The organism is Parasphingomonas puruogangriensis (assembly GCF_036663635.1).
Classification (GTDB): Bacteria; Pseudomonadota; Alphaproteobacteria; order Sphingomonadales; family Sphingomonadaceae; genus Sphingomonas.
This window is the reverse complement of the sequence record NZ_JAXOJI010000003.1, coordinates 246231-265238: the sequence shown is the minus strand read 5'-3', so window position 1 is coordinate 265238 and position 19008 is coordinate 246231. Positions and strand designations below refer to the sequence as shown.

General features: G+C 65.8%; 22 protein-coding genes and 1 riboswitch. Of the genes, 6 read left to right on the top strand and 16 right to left on the bottom strand.

Translation table 11 applies throughout. The features are described 5' to 3' along the window. Positions 1-116 precede the first annotated feature (116 nt). The 4 genes from U1739_RS09995 to U1739_RS09980 all read left to right on the top strand — a co-directional run bounded on the left by U1739_RS09995 (position 117) and on the right by U1739_RS09980 (position 3683). Positions 117-251, top strand: a complete 135-nt coding sequence (locus U1739_RS09995; RefSeq protein ID WP_332707391.1) for a hypothetical protein — start codon at positions 117-119, stop codon at positions 249-251. Positions 252-334: 83 nt separating this feature from the next. Then, positions 335-1582 (top strand): putative DNA modification/repair radical SAM protein, encoded by a 1248-nt coding sequence (locus U1739_RS09990; RefSeq protein WP_332707388.1) that lies wholly within the window; start codon positions 335-337, stop codon positions 1580-1582. Positions 1583-1647: 65 nt separating this feature from the next. Beyond that, positions 1648-2133 (top strand): hemerythrin domain-containing protein, encoded by a 486-nt coding sequence (locus tag U1739_RS09985; protein ID WP_332707385.1) that lies wholly within the window; start codon positions 1648-1650, stop codon positions 2131-2133. A 152-nt stretch (positions 2134-2285) separates the two neighbouring features. Next, positions 2286-3683 carry a UdgX family uracil-DNA binding protein gene (locus U1739_RS09980; RefSeq protein ID WP_332707382.1) on the top strand — a complete coding sequence of 466 codons (1398 nt, stop codon included), beginning with the start codon at positions 2286-2288 and terminating at the stop codon, positions 3681-3683. A 127-nt stretch (positions 3684-3810) separates the two neighbouring features. Here the strand turns inward: U1739_RS09980 and U1739_RS09975 are convergent, their stop codons facing one another. After that, complete coding sequence (locus U1739_RS09975; RefSeq protein ID WP_332707379.1) at positions 3811-4560, bottom strand: energy transducer TonB; 750 nt, start codon at positions 4558-4560, stop codon at positions 3811-3813. A 114-nt stretch (positions 4561-4674) separates the two neighbouring features. Between U1739_RS09975 and U1739_RS09970 the strand changes: the two genes are divergently transcribed. After that, on the top strand, positions 4675-5313 hold the full coding sequence (locus U1739_RS09970; RefSeq protein ID WP_332707377.1) for a DedA family protein: 639 nt from the start codon (positions 4675-4677) through the stop codon (positions 5311-5313). Here U1739_RS09970 and U1739_RS09965 read toward each other — a convergent pair. The 13 genes from U1739_RS09965 to U1739_RS09905 form a co-directional block, all read right to left on the bottom strand. Then, on the bottom strand, positions 5291-5998 hold the full coding sequence (locus U1739_RS09965; RefSeq protein ID WP_332707373.1) for a DJ-1/PfpI family protein: 708 nt from the start codon (positions 5996-5998) through the stop codon (positions 5291-5293). The two genes, U1739_RS09970 and U1739_RS09965, sit on opposite strands and share 23 nt — an antisense overlap. A 20-nt stretch (positions 5999-6018) precedes the next feature. Next, positions 6019-6098, bottom strand: a riboswitch (ZMP/ZTP riboswitch). Beyond that, the gene (locus U1739_RS09960; protein WP_332707370.1) at positions 6085-7590 is read right to left on the bottom strand and encodes a hypothetical protein; all 1506 of its coding nucleotides are present in this window, start codon (positions 7588-7590) and stop codon (positions 6085-6087) included. Its footprint overlaps the riboswitch before it by 14 nt. Before the next feature lie 183 nt (positions 7591-7773). Continuing rightward, positions 7774-8196 (bottom strand): hypothetical protein, encoded by a 423-nt coding sequence (locus U1739_RS09955; RefSeq protein ID WP_332707368.1) that lies wholly within the window; start codon positions 8194-8196, stop codon positions 7774-7776. A 58-nt stretch (positions 8197-8254) separates the two neighbouring features. Then, positions 8255-8791, bottom strand: a complete 537-nt coding sequence (locus U1739_RS09950; RefSeq protein WP_332707365.1) for a demethoxyubiquinone hydroxylase family protein — start codon at positions 8789-8791, stop codon at positions 8255-8257. Next, complete coding sequence (locus U1739_RS09945; RefSeq protein ID WP_332707362.1) at positions 8788-9273, bottom strand: disulfide bond formation protein B; 486 nt, start codon at positions 9271-9273, stop codon at positions 8788-8790. The genes U1739_RS09950 and U1739_RS09945 overlap by 4 nt, the downstream gene beginning before the upstream one ends. A 145-nt stretch (positions 9274-9418) precedes the next feature. Next, the gene (locus tag U1739_RS09940; protein ID WP_332707359.1) at positions 9419-10735 is read right to left on the bottom strand and encodes a S41 family peptidase; all 1317 of its coding nucleotides are present in this window, start codon (positions 10733-10735) and stop codon (positions 9419-9421) included. 95 nt (positions 10736-10830) lie between these two features. Further along, positions 10831-11994 (bottom strand): murein hydrolase activator EnvC family protein, encoded by a 1164-nt coding sequence (locus U1739_RS09935; RefSeq protein WP_332707356.1) that lies wholly within the window; start codon positions 11992-11994, stop codon positions 10831-10833. Positions 11995-12022: 28 nt separating this feature from the next. Further along, entirely contained in the window at positions 12023-12445 is a 423-nt protein-coding gene (locus U1739_RS09930; RefSeq protein WP_332707353.1) for a 23S rRNA (pseudouridine(1915)-N(3))-methyltransferase RlmH, read from the bottom strand. Between the two features lie 12 nt (positions 12446-12457). Further along, positions 12458-12895, bottom strand: coding sequence for a ribosome silencing factor (rsfS, locus tag U1739_RS09925; RefSeq protein ID WP_332707350.1), 438 nt, complete (start codon positions 12893-12895; stop codon positions 12458-12460). 14 nt (positions 12896-12909) lie between these two features. Continuing rightward, positions 12910-13512, bottom strand: coding sequence for a nicotinate-nucleotide adenylyltransferase (locus U1739_RS09920; protein ID WP_332707347.1), 603 nt, complete (start codon positions 13510-13512; stop codon positions 12910-12912). After that, on the bottom strand, positions 13509-13820 hold the full coding sequence (locus tag U1739_RS09915) for a type II toxin-antitoxin system RelE/ParE family toxin (protein ID WP_332707344.1): 312 nt from the start codon (positions 13818-13820) through the stop codon (positions 13509-13511). The genes U1739_RS09920 and U1739_RS09915 overlap by 4 nt, the downstream gene beginning before the upstream one ends. Beyond that, on the bottom strand, positions 13808-14083 hold the full coding sequence (locus tag U1739_RS09910; protein WP_332707341.1) for a CopG family ribbon-helix-helix protein: 276 nt from the start codon (positions 14081-14083) through the stop codon (positions 13808-13810). The genes U1739_RS09915 and U1739_RS09910 overlap by 13 nt, the downstream gene beginning before the upstream one ends. Before the next feature lie 31 nt (positions 14084-14114). Beyond that, the gene (locus U1739_RS09905; RefSeq protein ID WP_332707958.1) at positions 14115-15377 is read right to left on the bottom strand and encodes a glutamate-5-semialdehyde dehydrogenase; all 1263 of its coding nucleotides are present in this window, start codon (positions 15375-15377) and stop codon (positions 14115-14117) included. Between the two features lie 79 nt (positions 15378-15456). Here U1739_RS09905 and U1739_RS09900 point away from each other — a divergent pair, with 79 nt between their 5' ends. After that, complete coding sequence (locus U1739_RS09900; protein ID WP_332707338.1) at positions 15457-16515, top strand: DUF3667 domain-containing protein; 1059 nt, start codon at positions 15457-15459, stop codon at positions 16513-16515. Between the two features lie 6 nt (positions 16516-16521). On the opposite strand, the gene U1739_RS09895 is transcribed toward U1739_RS09900, so the two are convergent. Together U1739_RS09895 and ftsH are read right to left on the bottom strand one after the other, a co-directional pair. Continuing rightward, positions 16522-16911, bottom strand: a complete 390-nt coding sequence (locus U1739_RS09895) for a hypothetical protein (RefSeq protein ID WP_332707334.1) — start codon at positions 16909-16911, stop codon at positions 16522-16524. A gap of 68 nt (positions 16912-16979) precedes the next feature. Next, the gene (gene ftsH / locus U1739_RS09890; RefSeq protein ID WP_332707331.1) at positions 16980-18941 is read right to left on the bottom strand and encodes an ATP-dependent zinc metalloprotease FtsH; all 1962 of its coding nucleotides are present in this window, start codon (positions 18939-18941) and stop codon (positions 16980-16982) included. Positions 18942-19008: the final 67 nt, after the last annotated feature.

Sequence of the window (19008 nt, the reverse complement as noted above, 5' to 3'; positions counted from 1 at the left end):
GGACCCCGGAACAAGTCCGGGGTGATGATAGCCGACCACCGCGCGTAAATCATTTCCCAGACGGAACAACATTTCGCGTTCACCGGTTGACGCTTCACCAGCCCTGGGAGACCATCATGTCCGAGATCAATTCCGACGAACGCGTCGTCGTCGCCAAGAGCAGCTTCAACGTTGCCAACATCATCCTCGCCATCACCGTGCTGATCGTGGCGATCGGCGTGCTCAAATATTTCGGCATGCTGCCGTTCTGATGTCTTCAAGCCGGCCCGATCGTTTCGGGCCGGCTTGAGCCTAATCTATCGACAGTAGGCCATATAGAACATATGCCGAACGGATGGCCCAACTCGACGTTCAGCAAAAGCTCGAAATTCTCGCCGATGCGGCCAAATACGATGCCTCCTGCTCCTCCTCGGGCACGTCGAAACGCACCTCGCGCGACGGCAAGGGCATCGGGTCGACCGATGGCGGGATGGGCATCTGCCATGCCTATGCGCCCGACGGGCGCTGCATCAGCCTGCTCAAGATCCTGCTGACCAACTCCTGCATCTTCGACTGCCATTTCTGCATCAACCGCAAGAGCAGCAACGTGCGCCGCGCCCGCTTCACCGCGCAGGAAGTGGTCAATCTGACGCTCGCTTTCTACCGCCGCAATTATATCGAGGGGCTGTTCCTCTCCTCCGGCATCATCGCTTCGTCGAATTACACGATGGAGCAGATCGTCGAGGTCGCGCGGAGCCTGCGCGAGGATCACCATTTTCGCGGCTATATCCATCTCAAGACGATTCCCGATGCCGATCCGGAGCTGGTCCATCAGGCCGGCCTGTATGCCGATCGCGTGTCTATCAATGTCGAGCTGCCGACCGCGTCCGGACTCAAGCGGCTCGCGCCGGAAAAGTCCGAAGGCCGGATCGAGACGGCGATGAAGGAAATGAAGACCGCGATCATCGATACGGCGGATGCCAAGAAGCGCTACAAGTCCGCTCCGCGCTTCGCGCCTGCCGGGCAATCGACGCAGATGATCGTCGGCGCGGATGCGGCGACCGACGGCGACATCGTCACCAAGGCGTCCGGCCTGTACGATCGCTTCGGCCTGCGTCGGGTCTATTATTCCGCTTTCTCGCCAATCCCCGACGCCAGCGCGATCCTGCCCTTGAAGCGCCCGCCGCTGATGCGCGAACATCGCCTGTACCAATCTGACTGGCTGATGCGCTTCTACGATTACACGCCGGCCGACGTGGTCGCGGCGACCGACCAGGCGACTGGCATGCTGCCGCTGGATATCGATCCCAAGCTCGCCTGGGCGCTGAAGTTCCGCGGCTCCTTCCCGGTCGATGTCAATCGAGCGCCGCGTGAAATGCTGCTGCGCGTACCGGGGCTCGGCGTGAAGGCAGTGGGCAACATTCTCGCCGCGCGGCGCTGGCGGCGCCTGAGCCTGGCCGATGTCGGGCGGCTGACCGCGTCGATCGCCAAGGTGCGCCCGTTCCTGATCGCCGATGACTGGCGCCCGGTGGCGCTGTCGGATCGCGCCGATCTGCGCCCCGTGGTCGCGCCGAAGAAGGAGCAGCTCGAGCTGTTCGCGTGAAAACGAGTCGCAACTGAAACAAGCGCGGCGACGATCGGTTCTGTCTCCAACCACAGGAGCTTATCATGGCCGACGCCCGCATCTTCGCCGACCTCAAGGCCGATCACGACCGCCACCGCGAGTTGCTCGCGCAGATCGCCAGCACCGCCCCCGGCGATGCCGAGCGCGACCGCCTGTTCGAAATATTCCGCATCGAAGTCTCCGCCCATGCCGCGGCGGAAGAGGAATCGCTTTACGCGATGATGCTCGGCAAGCCCGATCTGCGCGACGATGCGCGCCACTCGGTCTCCGAGCATAAGGAGATCGACGATTTCTTCGGAGACCTCGCCGAGCTCGACTCGGCCAGCGACACTTGGCGCAAGACGTTCGACAAAATGCGCCACCGCTACGAACATCATATCGGCGAGGAAGAGGAAGAGATGTTCCCCGCCGCCGCGGAAGAGCTGACGGATGAGGAGGAAGCGAAGCTGGCGCAGGTGTTCGAGGAGCGCAAGCCAGCGGAACTGGAACGCGCCGAAGCCGAACCGGCGGGTGGCGACGAGCGCGAGTGACGGCCCACAATGCCCGTCACCCCTGCGCAGGCAGGGGCCCATCGCTGTCTCCACAAGCGGTAGCGCCAGGGGATAAAGCGATGGGCCCCTGCCTGCGCAGGGGTGACGAGAGTTTGGCGACCTTTTGCCACCGCGGCGGTGACGGGTAGGCAATGAGACTGGTAACCCTCACCGACGAAGACGATTTCGACGGCTGGCGCGACGCCGCCCGTGGCCTCGCGGCAGAAGCCGTCCCCGCCGCCGATGTTGTCTGGCAAGTCGGCGAAGGCCCTGGCGATCTGTTCGCCGCCGACAGCGCGCCAGCCCCCGCCGCGCCCGCAACCGGCGGCTTTTCCGTGCCCCGCGCATTCCTCGATCTGGCGCGCAGCGTCGTGCTGCATAGCGACCCAACCCGCTTCAGCCTGCTTTATACCCTGCTCGCGCGGCTGCGCACCGAACCCAAATTGATGGAGGACCGCGCCGATCCCTTGCTGCGCCGGCTCGACCTGCTGGCCAAGGACGTGCGCCGCGACATTCACAAGATGCGCGCCTTCGTGCGTTTCCGCGAGCTGGACGACGGCGAACGTCCACGCTTCGTCGCCTGGTTCGAACCCGATCATCACATCGTCCGGGCCAACGCCTCGTTCTTCATCGATCGCTTCGCCAGCATGCACTGGTCGATCCTGACGCCCGATGTCTCGATCCACTGGGACGGCAAGAAGCTCGAGGAAGGTCCCGGTGCCGCCAAAAGCGACGCGCCCGGCGGCGATCCGATCGAGGATGTGTGGAAGACCTATTACGCCTCGATCTTCAATCCGGCTCGGCTCAAGGTCGGCGCGATGCTCAAGGAAATGCCGCGGCGTTACTGGAAGAACATGCCCGAAACGGCGTTGGTGCCCGGGCTGATCGCCGGTGCACAGGCGCGGGAGGCAGGCATGATCACGACTGCGCGGGACGCGGTGGGCGGCAATATCCAGCTCGCCTGGGAGGCTTTACGCGACGAGGCGGCTGGCTGCACGCGCTGCCCGCTTTACAAGCCGGCGACGCAAACGGTGTTCGGCGAAGGGCCGGTTGAGGCACGGCTGATGTTCGTTGGCGAACAACCCGGCGATCAGGAGGATCTGGCCGGCCGGCCGTTCGTCGGCCCGGCGGGGCAAGTGTTCGATCGCGCCATTGCGGAGGCGGGGATCGACCGCGCGCAAGTCTATGTCACCAACGCGGTCAAGCATTTCAAGTTCGAACAACGCGGCAAGCGGCGGATCCATTCCAAGCCAGGTGCAGGCGAGATCGAGGCATGCCGCTGGTGGATCGACCAAGAGCGCATGCTGGTAAAGCCCAAGGTGACGGTGGCGCTGGGCGCGACCGCGGCGCGCAGCCTGTTCGGGCGCGTGGTGACGATCGGGCGCGAACGCGGGCGGGCGCTGGAACTACCGGATGGGGGCGGGGAAGCATGGATCACGGTGCATCCGAGCTTCCTGCTCAGGTTGCCGGACGAAGCGGCACGGGCAGAGGAATATGCGCGGTTCGTGGAGGACCTGCGCGTGGCGGCTGGACGGGTTGAGGCGGACTGACTCCCGTTCCTGTTCCCCGGCGAAGGCCGGGGCCCAGTCGCGAAGGCAGAGGTAACTAGGCGCAACGCTTATCAACCGCCGTCTCTCGACTGGACCCCGGCCTGGGCCGGGGAGCGGCCGTGGCAACTCAATAGTCTTCGTCCGGATCGTCGATCACCCAAACGTGATCCTCCTCCACTACCGACGACACGAAGCGCCCCGCCGCATCCGTCCCCGGGCGATAGCGAAAGCGCTTGGTCACCAGCTTGCACGTCACGGCGTCGAGCTCGGCATTGCCGCTGCTCCGCGTCACGCGGCAATCCTCCGCCCGGCCTTTCACCGTAACGGTATAGCGTACCCACACCGTCCCGCCGATCCCGGCGCGCGCCGCCGCCTTGGGATAATCGCCGTCGCGGATCTGCCCGGCGATCTTGCGCGCGAACGTGCCGCGCCCGCCGGCTCCCTGCCCGTCGCCATAACCACCGCTACCGGTCCCCACGCCCGCCCCGCCGCCGCCCGTGCCAGGCCCAGGCACCGGCGCCGCGCCCGCCCGTGCCGCCACGTCCGGCCCCGCCACGGGCGCGGCGATCACTGGCGGCGGCAGCGGCGGTGGCAGTATGGGGGCAACGATCTCGGTTGGCCGCGCATCGAGATTGGCCGGAGCCGCCGCGCCGCTCTTGCGCGGGTCCGCTGCCGGTTTTGGCATGGACCGCTCGGGCGGTGGTGGTCGCGGGGGCTGTGGGAGGTCGAATATCTGCAGGCTTTCGGAGGCCTGGCGCACCAACGACGGCGCCAGCCCGGCCACCAGCAGCCAGCCGATGGCGCCATGCACCAGCACCACGCCCGCCCCGGCGATCCAGCGCTCGCGCCGATCTCGATCGCCATATCGTTCGCTCACCTGGCCACCCTGCCCATCCGGGCCTGAACCTGTCGTGACGAATCATTGCCATAGCCATGCTCGCTCACGTTTTCAGCTTCCCTTCATCGCCCGCATCGCGCATTTGGCGTGCCCATGGTCGAACACATCCTGGGCATCCTCGCCACCTTCGTCATCTCGATCATCGAGGCCACCGGTTATCTCGGCGTGATGCTGCTGATGGCGATCGAGAGCATGTGCGTGCCGCTGCCCTCCGAACTGATCATGCCGTTTGCCGGCTATCTCGTCTCGATCGACAAGATGAACCTGTATCTCGCCGCCACCGCCGGTGCGCTGGGCTGCAATCTCGGCTCGATCGTGGCGTATGAGGCAGGCAAGCGCGGCGGGCGCCCGCTGGTCGAGCGCTGGGGCAAATATCTGCTGATCGGTCCCGACGAGCTCGACGCCGCCGACCGCTTCTTCGTGCGCTGGGGCGCATCCGCCGTGTTCATCGGCCGGCTGCTGCCGGTGATCCGCACCTTCATCGCCTTCCCCGCCGGCGTCGCGCGCATGCCGTTGGTACCGTTCCACCTCTACACCTTCGCCGGCTCCTGGCCGTTCTGCTTCGCGCTGACCTGGCTCGGCATGAAACTGGGCGAAGCCTGGCACAGCGATCCGCGCGTGAAGGCGGCGTTTCACAGCGCGGATGCGTTGATCGGCGTGGTGCTGGTCCTCGCCATCGTCTTATACGTGTGGCACCGCATCAGCGCGATCAAGAAGGCGAAGCGCTCCTGAGCCGTTCCGCCGCCGCCAGTGTCCGCGCATCGCGCGCTGGCGCGCGCTGCGCTGCCATCGTCCGATAGCGCGCCAGCGTAGCGGCATCGGCGCGCGCCGGGGACCCGCTGTCGAACGGCGGCGCGGGATCATATTCCAGGCTCAGTTGCACGAACCGCGCATGCGCCTCGCCGCGGATCGCAGCGAGCAGCGACAGGCCGAAATCGATTCCCGCCGTCACCCCGCCCCCGCTCGCACGGTTGCGATCGATCACCACGCGCTGCTTGACCGGGATGGCGCCGAATGCGGCGAGGTGGTGATGCTGCGCCCAATGGCACGTGGCGCGATAGCCTTCCAGCAAGCCCGCCGCGCCGAGCAGCAACGATCCGGTGCACACGCTGGTGATCCACTCCGCCCCTGCGGCGGCGCGCTGCACCCAGGCAAGTGTCTCGAAGTCTTCCATTGCGTCATTCACGCCCATCCCGCCAGGCACGCAGAGAATATCGGGCTGGAGCGCGGTCGCAAACGTGGCGGTGGGCAGCAGCGCGAAGCCGGCATCGGTCATCACCGGATCCAGCGTCTTGGCGACAAGGTCGATCGTGGCATTGCCGAGCCGCGACAAGACCTGCGCCGGCCCCGTCAGATCGAGTTGCGTGACATCGGGGAAGAGCAGGAAGGCGACACGGATCGGGGACAGTTCGGGCATGCGGGCACTCCTTCAAGCGGGAGGGGTGCCCAGGCGAACGGCGTTATAGGGTCGGCGCTCCCTTGTGGTGCCCCACGATTCGCCAGTCACGCGACCGTTGCCTGGATAGGCCGGCCACGCCGCTCCGACAAGCTCGTCGCGCGAAACAGGAACCAGGTCAGCGGCAGCGCGACAACGAGATATAGCGCCAGCCCGCGCCAGGTGGGCCAGCCCCACCAGTCGCTGGCAAAGGTACGGATTTCCAGATCGAAGACTTTGCGCAGGATCGGATCGGCAATCGGAAAAGCATATGCCGCCGGCGCAGTGACATCGGCGGCGGCAATCGCCAGATTGAGCACGATGCTGAGGCCAAGCAGTGCCGCGATCGTGCGCCGCCCGTTCCGGCCCCAACTTTGCCACAGCGGCGCGATGCCGAGCGCCAGGAACGCCATGGCCGGCATGGCGTGACGCGGGCCGGTCGAATAGCCGCCGTCCCAGTAGAAATAGGACGCGTTGTAGAGCAGCAGGGTGACCGCCAGCGCACTGGCCATGATGCCAAGATCGCGCGTCGCCGGGCGGCGGATCAGCTGCACCAGCCCGATCGGCGCAAGCAGCAGGATCGGCGCGACGAACACCAAGCCGCGCCGCAACCCGACCAGGATCTCGCCCAACACGGCGGCGTGCGGATAGGTCAGGCCGAACAGCCCGCGCTTCATCCCGTCATAGCCGACCACGCCCTGATAACCGAGCTTGAACCAGCTGCCGAAGGCGATCTGGTTATAGGCCAGCATCGGCAGCAGCGCGACGATGCCCGCCGCCGCGGTCATCGCCGCCAGCCGCCAGCGCTGCGCCGGCGCAAGTCCGCGCGTGCACCATATCGCCCAGGCCCCGATCACCGCGGCCGGCAACGCTGCGGCCAGCTCGATGACGATTGCCCAGCCGAGCGCCAGGCCAAGCAACAACGGATAGCGCCAGCGCGCCAGTTCGCGCATGCCGCTGGTGCCACGCCACACCGCCCAGGCAGCGATCACCAGCAGCGCCCCGACCGGCGCGTGCCCGAACAGCGTGGTGGACCAGCCCCAGGCCGGCGTGCCCAGGGCATAGGCCAAGGCGGTGACCAGCCCGGCGCGGGGGTTGCCGGTGATCCCCGTGGCCAGATCGAGCAGCAGCACGCTGGCCAGGCCGAGCAGAAGCGCGCTGGACGTCGCGACGGCCAGTTGCAACCGGATATCGATGTAGCGGGCCAGGCCGCGATTGTAGAATGCCAGGGTGTGATCCCGCGCGCGCTCGCCGGTCACGCGGTCGGCGATCCACACCGCCGGCATCGCCATCAGCGTCACGCCGGGATTCTTATCGCTATAGATGCGGCCGTTGAACTCGGCCTTGTCGAGCGTATCGGTCTGGAACTGGTCGATCGTGGCATCGCCATCCTCGACCAGCGAGATCGCCGCGAACAGTCGCGTCGCCGTATTGGGATTATACGGGTTCGATCCGAACCAGATGCAGGAGAGCCACACCAGCAAGAACAGGCCGAGCGCCACCGCGTGCGGCCCGCGCACGGTCGGGGACGCTGCACCGGTGGCTGGCACGGGTGCCGTGGTTATTATCGCCATGTGTCCCCGCAAAAGCGCCGCGTTGCAGCATTCTGATCTTAGCAGTTCCCCTGCGAAAGCAGGGGCCCAGGGTCACAAGCGCTGCGTTTGGTACTCTGGGCCCCTGCTTTCGCAGGGGAACCGTACGGTGGAGCGGACGCTACCGTGGCACCATTCCGATATCGAAGCGCCGATCATCCCCGATCAGGGCAGCGCGTCCTGAACCGCCTTGGCGTCCGTTGCCTTCTTCTTCTTCTCGGCGCGCCACAGATCGGCGCGCTGTTCCATGCAGCCGCTGGCACCGCCGACGCCGACGGTCGAGCAACTGCCGATGCCGCTAGCGCCTGCCGCGTCGGTGCCCTGCGCGCGCACCGCCCAGCTTTCATTCTCCGGCGTGATCTCCATTTCGCGCAATTCCTTGGGAATGCGGAACTGTTCGCTGGCGTTGCGGCGGACGCAGACGACGATTTCCTCGCCATTCTGCGTGGTCGGGCATTTCTGCGTGCCGTAGATCACCAGCACGCCGTTTTGCGCGGCATTTTGCGCCGCCGCTGGCAGCGCCGTACCGGCGCCGAGCAAGCCGGCCAACAGGGTCGCGGCCAGGCCGCCGCCGATCGTGATCTTCATGTCATTACTCCCATCCTGCCCGACAACGCACGAGCGCCGCCGCTATGTCCACCGCACGTCATATCCGCTGCGCCGTGGCGATCGCCACCCGACAGCCCAACCGGATCACCGCGCTCAGGATCGGATAGCCGATCGCGGTTTCCGCGCCCGCGGCCAGCGCCGTCTCGCGATGCTCGACTTCCTCGGCTTGGAAATCGAGGATCGCGGCGCTCAGCTCCGGATCGCTATCGCCGAGCGCGACCAGCTGATCGGCATAATGTTTGTCGATCTCGGTCTCGACCGCGACCGTGCATGCCATCGCCGCCGCCGGGCTGATCGCCGCGGTCACCGCGCCGAGCGCGAAACCGGCCAGCTTCCAGGCCGGCTGCAACAGCGTCGGGCGCACCCCGCGCCGCGCCATCATGGCATCGAAAAAGGCCCGGTGGCGCTCTTCCTGCACGGCCATGCCGGCAATCTCGCGCGCCGCCGGGATGCGATCGCCCATCACCGCCAATTGCCCGCCATAGATGCGGATCGCGCCATATTCGCCGGCCTGGTCGACACGCACCATCGGCGCGCTCACGCGCTTGGGATCACCAGGTTTCCACCGCGTCATTTGCGCCCCCCGAACAGCAGCGTGAGAATGGTCGCCGCGCCGCCCAGCGACAGGATCGCGTTGAACCCGGCGAGCGAAATGCCGAACAGGCTCCACTGCGCGACATCGCAACGGACGATCGGCGCATTCATGATCCGCGCCAGCATGTCCTCCGCGCTGCCGCCGCTGCCCGAGACGGTGGAAGTGCAGGCAGTGATGCCGTCCCACCAATGATATTCCACGCCGGCATGGAACACGCCGATCGCGCCGCTCACTGCGATGGCGATGGCGGCGGAGAAGACCAGCGCGCGTTTGGCGGGCATGCCCGGCACCACGAAAGCGAGCGCGGCGAGCGCCACCGCCGCGTAATGCGGCCAACGCTGCCAGTGGCACATTTCGCACGGATAGAGATGGCCGATCAGCTGCGATCCCCATGCCCCGGCCAGGAGCGTGGCGGGGAGCAGGAGGGCGACCAGGCGGGCGGTGGTGAAGTTGCGCGTCAAATTGCCACCCCAACCAATACCGCTTCCCCGGCGCAGGCCGGGGCCCAGTCGGAAGACAGAAGGTAACTGTCGCTGCGCTTCGTTACATCGACCTTCACGACTGGGTCCCGGCCTGCGCCGGGGAAGCGGTGGTAGGGGTACACCATCACTTCGCCGCCGTCTTCACCGCCGGGCCCAGCCGCGCCAACGTTTTCAGCGCATAATCGAGCTGGAAATCCTCCACGCCCTTGGCCTTCAATTGCTCGGGCGTCGCGGCAAAGCGCGGATCGTCCTTGGTGTCTTCCTCGAGCACCTTGTCGTCGGCCTTGACCTCGTTGATCAGGTGGCGGCGCAGATCGGCCTCGCGGAACACGGGCCGCGTCTTGAAATCGGGATCGGTGATCTGCGGCACGCGGATATCCGGCTCGATCCCGCCTTCCTGCACCGAACGGCCCGACGGCGTGTAGTAACGCGACGTGGTCAGCCGCAGCGCGGTATTGTTGCCGAGATCGAGCACGGTCTGCACCGATCCCTTGCCGAACGATTTGACGCCCATCACCAGCGCGCGGTGATGATCCTGCAGCGCGCCGGCGACGATTTCCGAGGCCGAGGCGGATCCGGAATTTACCAACACAATCGTCGGCAGGCCGCGCGACGGATCGCCGGTCTTGGCGTAGAAGCGTTCGATATCGTTCTTCTCGCGGCCGCGCTCGGAGACGATCTCGCCATAGTTGAGGAACTGGTCGGAGACGGTGATCGCCTCGTCGCGGAGCCCGCCGCCATTGTCGCGCAGATCGACGATCCACCCCAACGGCGCACGGCCAAGCGACTTTTCGACGCTCATCATCCCGGCCTTTACCGCAGCACCGGTGCCTTCGGAGAAGGTGTTGATGTTGAGGATGCCGATGCCGTTCTTCACTTCCCACTTTACCGGGCGCTGGACGATCTTCTCGCGCACCATCGACAGTTCGATCGGCTTGTCGCGCCCCGGGCGGACGATCGTCAGGTTGATCTTGCTGCCGGGTTGCCCGCGCATCTGCGTGATCGCCTCGTCCAGCGTCAGGCCATAGATCAGCTTGCCGTCGATATGCGTGATGTAATCGCCCGACTTGATCCCGGCACGATAGCCCGGCGTATCTTCCTGCGGCGAAATCACCTTCACGGCGCCATCCTCTGCCGTGACGGTCAGGCCGAGCCCGCCATAGCTGCCCAAGGTCTGGATGCGCAGATTGTCGTAATCGAGGCCCGCCTCGAACCCGCTATGCGGATCGAGCGCAGCAAGCATGCCGTCGATCGCGCCCTTGATCAGCGTCTTGTCGTCGACCTTGTCGACATAGGTCGCCTTGATCCGGGCGAACACATCCATGAACTGGTCGAGCTCGCGATAGGCGTTGGTATCCACTTGCGCCATCGCCGCGGTGCCGGCGGGGACAAGCGCCAGCACCAAAGCGATCGCGCTGGCCTGGAGTAAGGGACGAGCCATGTCGGGTGGTTACCTGTGAAGCGTTAAGGGCGCGACCGTAGCGCCTTATGCGCCGCGATCAAAGCGGATCGGTGGTGAACGGCGGATGAGCGAGATCAGCCGATCAGCGGGGTCATATCCATCGCCCGCCCCCTGCGCCGCAACTCGACGGTTACGCGCGGGCTATCGGCATCGGGCGCGCGTCCGATCGGCCCGCCCTGCCCGATCGTCTCGCCGACCTTGACCGAGGTCGCGCCGAGGCCGGAGACGAGCGAGGTCCAGCCGCCGCCATGATCGAGGATGACGATCCGACCATAACCGCGAAATGGCCCGGCATAGGCCACGCGCCCCGCCGCCGGCGCGACGACGGTCGCCGCGGCGGCAGTGGCCAGCGTCAGGCCGCGCGAGCGCACGCCGGCGGCCGATAGTTCACCCAGGCCCGTGACGACCTTGCCCAGCACCGGCAGGCGGTACGGCGGCGAGCCTGCCGTCCACGGCACGCTATCGACCGGCGACGCGACTTCGCCGGGGCGCGGCGGCCGCGGTTGCGGGCCGGGCAGCGAGGCGAGCCGTTCGCGCACATTGGCCTGATCGTCCAGCTGGCCCATCAGATCGACGATATCGCGCGCGCGCTCGCCAAGCGCGATGGCCCGGTCGGATTCGAACAGGGATTCGCGCCCCAGCGCCCGCGAGCGCAGCCGGTGCGCCGCTTCGAGCCGAGTCAGTGCGAGGCGTTGCGCCTCGAGCTCGGCCCGCGCGGTGGCCAGGTTGCCGCTTGCCAGCGCGGCGTCGGCCTGCAGTTGCCGCGACCGGGCCAGACCGGCACGGACATCGGCAGTGCGCGCCCGGATCACCGGCAGCGTATTGGCGAGCACGGCGCGGACATGGACGATGTCGCTGAGCGAGCCCGGCTGGACGATACTGATCAGCACCGGACGGCGGGCGAACGATTGCAACGCGGCGATCAGCCGGACGATCGGCCCCTGCTTCTGATCGAGCCGCAGGCGCTGTTCGGCAATCAGCCGATCGATGATCGCGATCCGCGCCTGTCCGGCGGCGATATCGGCCTCGGCCTGTTGGATCCGGGCCGCGACAGCCGCTTCTTGCGCGCGTGCCTGGCGGGCCTGATCGCGCTCGCCTGCCGCTTGCCGGTCGAGGGCGGCGGAACGCGCCGCAGCGGCGACCGACTGCGCCTTGGCGTCGGCCAATCGTTGCTGCTGGTCCTGCGCGGGCGACGATACGGCGATCAGCCCCGCGGCGCCGGCCAGCGCGATCCCCATGCACCGCTTCGCCCCCCCGCCCATGCCGCTATCCTTCGCGGTGATAGGGGTGGTTGGCGAGGATGCTGGCGGCACGCCACAGCTGCTCGGCAAGCATCGCCCGCGCCAGCATGTGCGGCCAGGTCGCCCGGCCGAACGACAGCAGCAGATCGGCGTTCGCGCGATCGGCGTAGTCGAACCCGTCCGCCGCACCGATCATGAAGCGCAGCTCGCGCACGCCATCGTCGCGCCACCGCCCGATCTTCTCGGCGAAGCTTTTTGAGGGTAGCACGTCGCCGGTCTCGTCGAGCATCACGATCCGGGTCTGCGGCTCGAGTGCGGGCATTTTCCCGCCGCTATCAGGCAGTTCGGTGATCTTCGTTGGCCAAGGCACACGCTTGAGATAGCGCTCGACCAGTTCCGCCTCCGGACTACGCCCGATCCGCCCCCGCGCGACGATATGGATCAGCATGGTCCGACACCGTCAGTCGTCGGAATCGTCGTCTTCAAACGCCGCATAGTCTTCATGCTTGGCCGGCGTGGCCGGTGCTTCAGGTGCGTCGCCGAACGCCCACATGCGCTCAAGATTATAGAAGCTGCGCACTTCCGGGCGGAACAAGTGAACGATCACGTCGCCGGCATCGATCAGCACCCAGTCCGCCGTCGGCAGGCCCTCGATGCGCGTCTGGCGGCCGAGATCGGCCTTGATCTTCTGCTGCAGCTTCTGCGCCATCGAGGCCACCTGGCGGGTCGATCGACCGCTGGCGATGACCATGAAGTCGGCGATGCTGGATTTGCCGGCGAGCGGGATCGAAATCGTCTCGACCGCCTGGTCGTCGTCCAGGCTGGCGAGAATCAGCGCATGCAGCGCCGCCACTTCGGCTGGATCAGTCGCACGAATAACAGGTAAAGTTGAGGCCAAAGACGATTCCTAGTTCAATCGGTTGTCAGCATGAAACGCCGCTGCCAGGCGGGATCGGCCCTGCGCAGGCCGCTCGCGGAGGTCGGGTCAAGGCGGAATCGCAACAGCACGAGGGCCGGCAGTCTCCACGTCGTCCAGCTCTTCGCCTGGTGTGCGGGCCGCTGCCAGCGCCGCAACCAACCCATCGCAACGCCCGCGTGGGCCGCATGCTCATAGCCCGGACGCGCGATAACCGCAATCGGAACCTCGCGGGCGATTCCGCGCCAGTCGCGCCACTGGTGGAACTGCGCGAGATTGTCGCCGCCCATCAGCCAGATGAAGCGATTATCGGGGTAGAGTTGGACCAGTTTGCGCAGTGTATCGATCGTGTAGCGCGTGCCCAACCGCGTCTCGATATCGGACGGCCTGATCGGCGCATGGCGGCTCATCGCGCGCGCCGAAGCCAGCCGGATGGCGAGCGGCGCCATGTCCGTCGCACCGACCTTCAACGGATTGCCCGGCGACACCAGCCACCACACTTCGTCGAGTCCCAGCGCCCGGATCGCGGCCAGGCTGATCCCGCGATGCCCCAAATGCGCCGGATTGAACGAGCCGCCGAGCAGGCCGATGCGTTTCAAGGTTCGATCTCAGGTCTGTCCAGTAAACTTAGGCCAGCCCAATCTTCGCTGAAGTGACGGATACGCGCAATTTCTACTACCTCCTCCCGGACGCGATAGAACACCAGATAGGGCGTTCTGCGGACCCCGAGAATCCGCAACTGCCCGTCGAAGGGACGCCCGATGCGCGGATACTCGACCAATCTTATTGCGGTTGCGCGGATCGCGCGCGCGATCCGAGCGGCTGCCCGCGGATTGTGCTCATCTAGAAAGCGATCGATTTTGACGATGTCGCGTTGCGAAGCCTCAGACCAGATCAGTCGCGGCATCTGGCTTCATGCTTGGCGACCATCGCGTCCAGCTCGACCATGACAACCTCATTGGGAACGGTTCGCGCTGCGTCGAGATCGTCGATACCTTCCTGTATGAACGCATCAAAATCCGCTTCGTGTTTGGCGACACGACGGATCGCTTGGGCGGCAAACGTCGCTGGGGTCATACCACGCTTCTTCGCCACCCGTTCGAGCAACGCCAAAGTGGCAGCGTCGATGTCCGCAGTGATCGTCGATGTCACAGGCGCCGGATGGTTCATAGTGGAAGGATACGCCTGCTTGGCGCGGCCTTCAAGGCCGGACCTGCCCGGTACCCCGCCCGACCCATTTGTACGTCGTCAGCCCTTCCAGCGCGACGGGCCCGCGGGCGTGCAGCCGGCCGGTGGCGATGCCGATTTCGCCGCCCAGACCGAACTCGCCGCCATCGGCGAATTGCGTCGAGGCGTTCCACAGCACGATCGCGCTGTCCACGGCGGCGATGAAGCGCTCGGCGACGGCCCCGTCCTCGGCGATAATCGCGTCGGTATGGTGCGATCCGTGCGCGGCGATGTGTGCGATCGCGGCGTCCACGCCATCGACGAGCGCGACCGAGGCGATCGCGTCGAGATATTCTGTATCCCAGTCGGCGTCATCGGCAGCGGCGATCGACGGATCGAGCGCTATCGCGCCGACGTCCCCACGAACCTCGCAACCGGCATTGGCCAGAGCGCTAATCAAACTCTGCGCCTCGGGATAGCTCCGGTCGATCAGCAGTGTCTCCATCGCGCCACAAACCCCGGTGCGGCGCAGCTTGGCGTTGATGACGATCGCCTCGGCCATCGCCGCGTCGGCGGAGCCATCGACATAGACGTGGTTGATCCCGTCAAGATGCGCCAGCACCGGTACCTGGGCCTCCGCTTGCACCCGCGCGACCAGGCTCTTGCCGCCGCGCGGCACGACCAGATCGATCACGCCGGCGGCGGTCAACATGGCACCCACCGCGGCGCGATCGGTGGTCGGCACGAGCTGCGCGATATCGGCGGGAAGGCCCGCTTCGGCAAAGCCAGCCGCCAACGCCGCATGGATCGCACGATTGCTGTGCCGCGCTTCCGATCCGCCTCGCAGAATGACCGCATTGCCGGCCTTGACGCACAGCGCGGCGGCATCGGCGGTGACGTTGGGACGACTTTCATAGATGATGCCGATCACGCCGATCGGCACGCGCACGCGCGATAGCTGCAAGCCGTTGGGCCGTTCGCTGCGATCGATCACTGTGCCGACCGGATCGGGCAAATCGGCGATCGCCGCGACGCCGGCGGCCATTGCCTCGATCCGCGCGTCATCCAACATCAGTCGGTCGAGCAGTGCTTGCGACAGTCCGATTTCGCGCGCGTGCGCCATGTCCTGCGCATTGGCTGTGAGGATCGTCGGCGCCGCATCGCGCAAGCGCCGCGCCGCCGCAGCCAATGCCGCCCGTCGCGCGTCGCTCGGCATGCTAACGACGCTCGCGCCGGCGGCACGTGCGCGTGCCCCCAGGTCGGCGATCAGGGCGTGCGGGTCGATCGTTTCGGTCATGAAGTATTTGGTATCACGCCGCACGCAGCACGCCAAAGGGCTATCGCTTTATCATGTCGGAGTGATAGTCGTTACACCCATGACGGGGGAAATCGAGGCGGCGTGCGATATCGCCACCGGCACCATGCTTGGCCGGGCGGTCGAGCCGCGGGCGGGCGATATGCAGGCAGCGCATGCCGAACACGGCCTGTGCCTCAATTGCGGCACGGCCTTGATCGGCGATTATTGCCACGCCTGCGGGCAATCCGAACATGTGCACCGCACGCTCGGTTCGATCGGGCACGATTTGCTGCACGGCGTGTTCCATTTCGAAGGCAAGATCTGGCGCACGCTGCCGATGCTGGTGTTCCGTCCCGGCGAATTGACACGGCGCTATATCGCCGGCGAACGCGCGCGCTTCGTGTCGCCACTGGCGCTGTTCCTGTTCATGGTGTTTTTGATGTTCGCCTCGATCCATACGTTCAGCGGGGATCTGACCGGCGGCATGCCGCCCGCGGCGCGCGCCTCGGCGGTCAAAAAAATCGACGCCGACATCGCCAAGACCAAGGCGCGGCTGGCGCAGGTGCGCGCCGCGCCGACGAGCAGCGGCGAAACGGTGGGTGACCTGCAAAAGGAACTCACCGGCCTGACCACCGCGCGCGACGTGATGAGCGGTACGCGCACGCCCGGCGAAAGCAATTTTACCTTCACCAACATGACGACCGGGTGGCATGCGCTGGACAAGGGCGTGGCGAAGGCAAACGCCAATCCCGGGCTGATGCTCTACAAGCTGCAATCGAGCGCCTACAAATATTGCTGGGCGCTGATCCCGATCTCCACCCCGTTCGTGGCGCTGCTGTTCCTATGGCGGCGGCGGTACAAATTGTACGACCACGCCATCTTCGTGACCTATTCGCTCGCCTTCATGATGATCATGGTCGTCGTGCTGAGCCTGATGATGCGGATCAACGCGCCCGAGAACCTGGTCAGCAGCATCGCGCTTCTTTTGCCGCCGGTGCACATGTTCGCGCAATTGCGTGGCGCCTACGAACTGCGCAAGCGTTCGGCTCTGTGGCGCACGCTTGCCCTGCTGACCTTTGCGTGGCTGGCGCTCATGACGTTCGTCGTCCTGCTGCTGGCGGTTGGGCTGAGCGGCTGACGCCGATCATCCGCGCGGGCAGGGATATTTCGCCACGATCACGCGCGACAGGCCGTCCTTCAGGCTCATGCCACGTTGCGCCGGCGGGATGGTCTTCAACGTGGTGAGGAATTCCTCACTGCCCATCTTGTTCTTGCCATCCGGCTTGGGCGGGCAAGCGAGCGGCGGCCGACCGGCCGCCTCGCGCGCCTTCTTCTCGGCCTGAAGCTGCGCCGCGGCAGTCGCCATCTCTGCCTTGATCAACTTCACGTCGGACGAGAACATCGCCATCATGCCCTTGCCCTTGAGCGCCTCGACCTTGTTCAGAAACGTCTGCACGCTCATCGGCGTGCGGGCCTGCGCGGTGGCCGCGGTCGGCAAGGCAAGCACCACACCGAGCATCATCATACGCTTCATCAAAAACCCTCCCGCAACGACTGTCGCGAGAGGGTTATGAAAGCGGTCCTGAACCGGGAGTGAGCGGATCAGGCGCCGAGCGGGCTTGGTGTGCCAAACGGACCCTTGGGCCGCCGCGTCTTGGGAATCGAGGTACCGCCGGCCGACACGATCGGCGCCTTCGGTCCGCTGTCGCGGTCGAGCGGCTCGCCGGCGATCAGCGCCTTGATCTCGTCACCCGACAGCGTCTCATATTCGAGCAATGCTTCGGCCAGCAGATGCAGCTGATCGAGATGCTTGTTGAGCAACTCCTTGGCGCGATTGAGCCCGCCCTCGACGATGCGCTTGATCTCGCCGTCGATCAACTCGGCGGTCTGGTTCGACATGCGTGCCGGACGACCTGACGAGTAACCGAGGAAGCTCTCGCCCTCCGGCTCGCCATATTCGAGCGGCCCGACCACATCCGACATGCCCCAACGCGTGACCATGTCGCGCGCCAGATTGGTGGCATATTGGATGTCCGACGAGGCGCCGGACGACACCTTGTCATAGCCGAATATCACTTCCTCGGCGACGCGGCCGCCCATCGACACGGCGAGGTTGGCATACATCTTGTCGCGATGATAGCTATACGAATCCCGCTCCGGCAGCCGCATGACCATGCCCAGCGCACGACCGCGCGGGATGATCGTCGCCTTATGGATCGGATCCGACGCCGCCTCGTGCACCGAGACGATCGCATGGCCGGCCTCGTGATAGGCGGTCATGCGCTTCTCGTCGTCGGTCATCACCATGGAACGCCGCTCGGCGCCCATCATGACCTTGTCCTTGGCCTCCTCGAATTCGCTCATCGCGACGAGACGCTTGCCCTTGCGCGCAGCGAGCAACGCCGCCTCGTTGACGAGGTTGGCGAGATCGGCACCCGAGAAACCCGGCGTGCCGCGCGCGATGACGCGGCCGTCGACGTCCGGCGCCAATGGCACCTTCTTCATATGCACCTCGAGGATCTTGATACGGCCCTCGATATCCGGCCGCGGCACGACCACCTGGCGATCGAAGCGACCCGGACGCAACAAAGCCGGATCGAGCACATCAGGACGGTTAGTCGCGGCAATGATGATGATGCCTTCGTTCGCTTCAAAGCCATCCATCTCGACCAGCAACTGGTTGAGCGTCTGTTCGCGCTCGTCATTGCCGTTGCCGAGGCCCGCACCGCGATGGCGGCCGACCGCGTCGATTTCGTCGATGAACACGATGCACGGCGCCGACTTCTTGGCTTGTTCGAACATGTCGCGCACGCGGCTCGCGCCGACGCCGACGAACATTTCGACAAAGTCCGAGCCGGAGATGGTGAAGAACGGCACGCCCGCCTCACCCGCGATGGCGCGGGCGAGCAGCGTCTTGCCGGTGCCTGGCGAGCCCACCAGCAGCGCGCCCTTAGGGATCTTGCCGCCTAAGCGCGCAAATTTGGTCGGGTCCTTGAGGAACTCGACGATCTCCTCCAGCTCCTCGCGCGCCTCATCGATGCCGGCGACGTCCTGGAAGGTTACGCGACCTTCCTTTTGCGTCAGCATCTTTGCGCGGCTCTTGCCGAAGCCCATTGCGCCGGAACCGGAATTCTTCTGCATCTGGCGCAGCACGAAGAAGGCGATGCCAAGGAAAAGTAGGAACGGCAGCGACTGGACGATAATTACCTGCCAGATCGCCGGGCCCTCTTCGGGCTTGGCGGTGATGATCACGTTCTTCGCGCGCAGGCGATCGATCAGCTGCGGATCGGCAATCGCATAGGTCTTGAAGCGATTGTCGTCGGTCATCACGCCGGAAATGACGTCACCCGACACGTTCACTTCGCGCACCGTGCCTTCCTCGACCTTGTCGAGGAAGGACGAGTAGGCGATCGCCGTGCCGCTGGCCTGGCGGCCGGGCGAATCGAACATCGCGACGAACATCGCCAGCGCCAGCAAGATGCCGACCCAGATCAGCAGGCTTTTCATCCACGGATTGGGAGCGTTCCCGTCCGGACCGGGCTGCGGCTTGTCGTTATCGTTCATGAGGTTTCACGTACCTTTCGTCCCCAACAAGATAGGCACGTGCGGGTTAATGGCAATGGAACAGAAT

What these genes read in the sequence shown, in the direction of transcription:
- U1739_RS09910 (WP_332707341.1), bottom strand. Translation starts at nt 14,083, where the DNA reads ATGAACCATCCGGCGCCTGTGACATCGACGATCACTGCGGACATCGAC.
- U1739_RS09960 (WP_332707370.1), bottom strand. Translation starts at nt 7,590, where the DNA reads ATGGCGATAATAACCACGGCACCCGTGCCAGCCACCGGTGCAGCGTCC.
- U1739_RS09935 (WP_332707356.1), bottom strand. Translation starts at nt 11,994, where the DNA reads ATGGGGATCGCGCTGGCCGGCGCCGCGGGGCTGATCGCCGTATCGTCG.
- U1739_RS09930 (WP_332707353.1), bottom strand. Translation starts at nt 12,445, where the DNA reads ATGCTGATCCATATCGTCGCGCGGGGGCGGATCGGGCGTAGTCCGGAG.
- ftsH (WP_332707331.1), bottom strand. Translation starts at nt 18,941, where the DNA reads ATGAACGATAACGACAAGCCGCAGCCCGGTCCGGACGGGAACGCTCCC.
- U1739_RS09950 (WP_332707365.1), bottom strand. Translation starts at nt 8,791, where the DNA reads ATGACGCGGTGGAAACCTGGTGATCCCAAGCGCGTGAGCGCGCCGATG.
- U1739_RS09990 (WP_332707388.1), top strand. Translation starts at nt 335, where the DNA reads ATGGCCCAACTCGACGTTCAGCAAAAGCTCGAAATTCTCGCCGATGCG.
- U1739_RS09970 (WP_332707377.1), top strand. Translation starts at nt 4,675, where the DNA reads ATGGTCGAACACATCCTGGGCATCCTCGCCACCTTCGTCATCTCGATC.
- U1739_RS09955 (WP_332707368.1), bottom strand. Translation starts at nt 8,196, where the DNA reads ATGAAGATCACGATCGGCGGCGGCCTGGCCGCGACCCTGTTGGCCGGC.
- U1739_RS09900 (WP_332707338.1), top strand. Translation starts at nt 15,457, where the DNA reads ATGACGGGGGAAATCGAGGCGGCGTGCGATATCGCCACCGGCACCATG.
- U1739_RS09985 (WP_332707385.1), top strand. Translation starts at nt 1,648, where the DNA reads ATGGCCGACGCCCGCATCTTCGCCGACCTCAAGGCCGATCACGACCGC.
- U1739_RS09940 (WP_332707359.1), bottom strand. Translation starts at nt 10,735, where the DNA reads ATGGCTCGTCCCTTACTCCAGGCCAGCGCGATCGCTTTGGTGCTGGCG.
- U1739_RS09965 (WP_332707373.1), bottom strand. Translation starts at nt 5,998, where the DNA reads ATGCCCGAACTGTCCCCGATCCGTGTCGCCTTCCTGCTCTTCCCCGAT.
- U1739_RS09995 (WP_332707391.1), top strand. Translation starts at nt 117, where the DNA reads ATGTCCGAGATCAATTCCGACGAACGCGTCGTCGTCGCCAAGAGCAGC.
- U1739_RS09980 (WP_332707382.1), top strand. Translation starts at nt 2,286, where the DNA reads ATGAGACTGGTAACCCTCACCGACGAAGACGATTTCGACGGCTGGCGC.
- U1739_RS09905 (WP_332707958.1), bottom strand. Translation starts at nt 15,377, where the DNA reads ATGACCGAAACGATCGACCCGCACGCCCTGATCGCCGACCTGGGGGCA.
- U1739_RS09895 (WP_332707334.1), bottom strand. Translation starts at nt 16,911, where the DNA reads ATGAAGCGTATGATGATGCTCGGTGTGGTGCTTGCCTTGCCGACCGCG.
- U1739_RS09915 (WP_332707344.1), bottom strand. Translation starts at nt 13,820, where the DNA reads ATGCCGCGACTGATCTGGTCTGAGGCTTCGCAACGCGACATCGTCAAA.